Genomic DNA, 2,260 nt, shown 5'->3' with positions numbered 1-2,260 from the left:
CCGGGGGTGCCCCCGCCCACCCCCCCGCCCCGGCCCACCCGTGCCGGCATGTCACCACCCATCGGGGGCCAAGCCCCTGGGGGGGGGCGCGGCACCTAGTCCCCCCGCGAAAGCTTGGCGAAACTACCTCAACCTTCAGCAGCCTCGCGCTTCAACCGGGCCCGGCGGGCCATGATGTTGAGCATCTCGATCACCGTCGAGAAGGCCATGGCGGCATACACGTAGCCTTTCGGTACATGGGCGCCGAAGCCTTCGGCGATCAGGGTCATGCCGATCATGATCAGGAAGCCCAGGGCCAGCATCACCACGGTCGGGTTGTCGTTGATGAACTTGGCCAGCGGGTCGGCGGCCACCAGCATCACGATCACGGCGCTGATCACGGCGATGATCATGATCGGCAGGTGCTCGGTCATGCCCACGGCGGTGATGATGCTGTCGATCGAGAAGACGATGTCCAGCAGCAGGATCTGGAAGATCGCCGCGGTGAAACCAATGGTCACGGTGCTGCCGAGCTTGGACTCTTCCTTGGCGCCATGGGGGTCGACACTTTCATGGATCTCCTTGGTCGCCTTCCACAGCAGGAACAAGCCACCGGCGATGAGGATCATGTCCTTCCACGAGAAGGCGTGGCCGAACACATCGATCACCGGCTCGGTCAACTGGACGATCCAGGCCACGGTGCTGAGCAGCGCCAGGCGCATGACCAAGGCCATGCTGATACCGATGCGTCGCGCCTTCGAGCGGAATTGTTCAGGCAGCTTGTTGGTGAGGATCGAGATGAAGATCAGGTTGTCGATGCCGAGTACGACCTCCATGGCCACCAGGGTGGCAAGGGCAACCCAGGCGGTGGGGCTAGCGGCGAGTTCCAGCAAATATTCCATTGGTCAGTCCTGCTTCAGGTCCGGTGGGTCAGATGTCTTGGGTGTTTTTCTTGTCGTCTTCGGCCTTGGCCTTCTCGCCATCGCTGCCGATGGCGTCGCTCAGCGCCTGCTGGGCGGCATCGTTGGTCTTGTCGATGGCCTGCTTGGCCGTTTCGGCGGCCTGGTCGAGCATCTGCTGGGCGGACTTCTCGGCCTGGTCGCAGCCGCTCAGGGCGAACAACGCCAGGGCCAGTACCAGGGGCGTACCGATGGATTTGAGTTGCAACATGGGGTCCTCGCTTGTCGATATCCGTGCGGCGCGCGGGGCGCCTGATGGGGTCGCATTCTAGAGGGGCCGAAACATCCGGAAAATTCGTATTTTCAGCTGATATACTTCGGTTTTTACGAATCCGGAAACACCATGCTCAACTACCGCCAGCTTCATTACTTCTGGGCTGTAGCAAAGACCGGGAGTATCGCCCGCGCCAGCGAGCAACTGAATCTTACGCCGCAGACGATCAGTGGGCAGATCAGCCTGTTCGAGCAGACCTGGAACCTGGAGCTGTTCCAGCGCGTCGGTCGTCAGCTGGAGCTGACCGAAACCGGCCGCCAGGCACTCACCTATGCCGAGCAGATGTTCCAGATCGGCGGCGAGCTGGAAGCCATGCTGCGTGCCGGCCCTCAGGAACAGATCCTGTTCCGCGTGGGGGTGGCCGACGTGGTGCCCAAGTCCATCGTTTACCGCCTGTTGGCGCCAACCATGGAGCTGGACGAGGTGCTGCGCATCAGCTGCCGCGAAGACAAGCTCGAGCGCCTGCTCGCAGACCTGGCGATCCAGCGCCTGGACCTGGTGATATCCGACAGCCCCATGCCCAACCACCTGGACATCAAGGGTTACAGCCAGAAGCTGGGAGAATGCGGCCTGAGCTTCTTTGCCACACACACCTTGGCCGCACAGCTCGACAAGCCGTTCCCCGCCTGCCTGGACGATGCGCCGCTGTTGATTCCCGGCCAGGAAACCGTAGTGCGCAGCCGCCTGCTGCGCTGGCTGGCCGAGCAGCAGGTGCAGCCGCGCATTGTCGGTGAGTTCGACGACAGCGCGCTGATGCAGGCCTTCGGCCAGTCCGGCAGCGGCATCTTCGTCGCCCCCAGCGTGATCGCCGAAGAAGTGTGCCGCCAGTACGGGGTACGGCTGATCGGCCAGACCGAGGCGGTGAACGAGTCTTTCTATGCCATCTCGGTGGAACGCAAGGTCAAGCACCCGGGCATCGTGGCGATCACCGAGGGGGCCCGGCGGGAGTTGTTTCACTGGTAACAGGAAAACCTGTAGGAGCGGGGCGAGGGCAGCTAAATGGGGGGCGCGCGCCCCGCCCCCCCATTCAGGGAGAAACAAAGAACGG

The 2,260-nt window shown here is 63.0% G+C and carries 3 protein-coding genes; 1 reads left to right on the top strand and 2 read right to left on the bottom strand.

All coding sequences use genetic code 11. From position 1 onward, the window contains the following. Positions 1-128: 128 nt before the first annotated feature. Together ABE459_RS25870 and ABE459_RS25865 are read right to left on the bottom strand one after the other, a co-directional pair. Entirely contained in the window at positions 129-881 is a 753-nt protein-coding gene (locus ABE459_RS25870) for a TerC family protein (protein WP_110993902.1), read from the bottom strand. 28 nt (positions 882-909) lie between these two features. Continuing rightward, positions 910-1,149 carry a hypothetical protein gene (locus tag ABE459_RS25865; protein ID WP_323828659.1) on the bottom strand — a complete coding sequence of 80 codons (240 nt, stop codon included), beginning with the start codon at positions 1,147-1,149 and terminating at the stop codon, positions 910-912. Between the two features lie 132 nt (positions 1,150-1,281). On the opposite strand from ABE459_RS25865, the gene nhaR reads away from it, so the two are divergent. Next, a complete protein-coding gene (gene nhaR / locus ABE459_RS25860) occupies positions 1,282-2,175 on the top strand; it encodes a transcriptional activator NhaR (protein ID WP_125464751.1) in 894 nt (297 codons plus the stop codon). Positions 2,176-2,260: the final 85 nt, after the last annotated feature.

The sequence above is a fragment of the Pseudomonas sp. TWI923 genome (assembly GCF_039673365.1).
GTDB classification, from domain to species: Bacteria; Pseudomonadota; Gammaproteobacteria; order Pseudomonadales; family Pseudomonadaceae; genus Aquipseudomonas; species Aquipseudomonas sichuanensis.
This window is presented reverse-complemented; position numbering and strand designations above follow the sequence as displayed.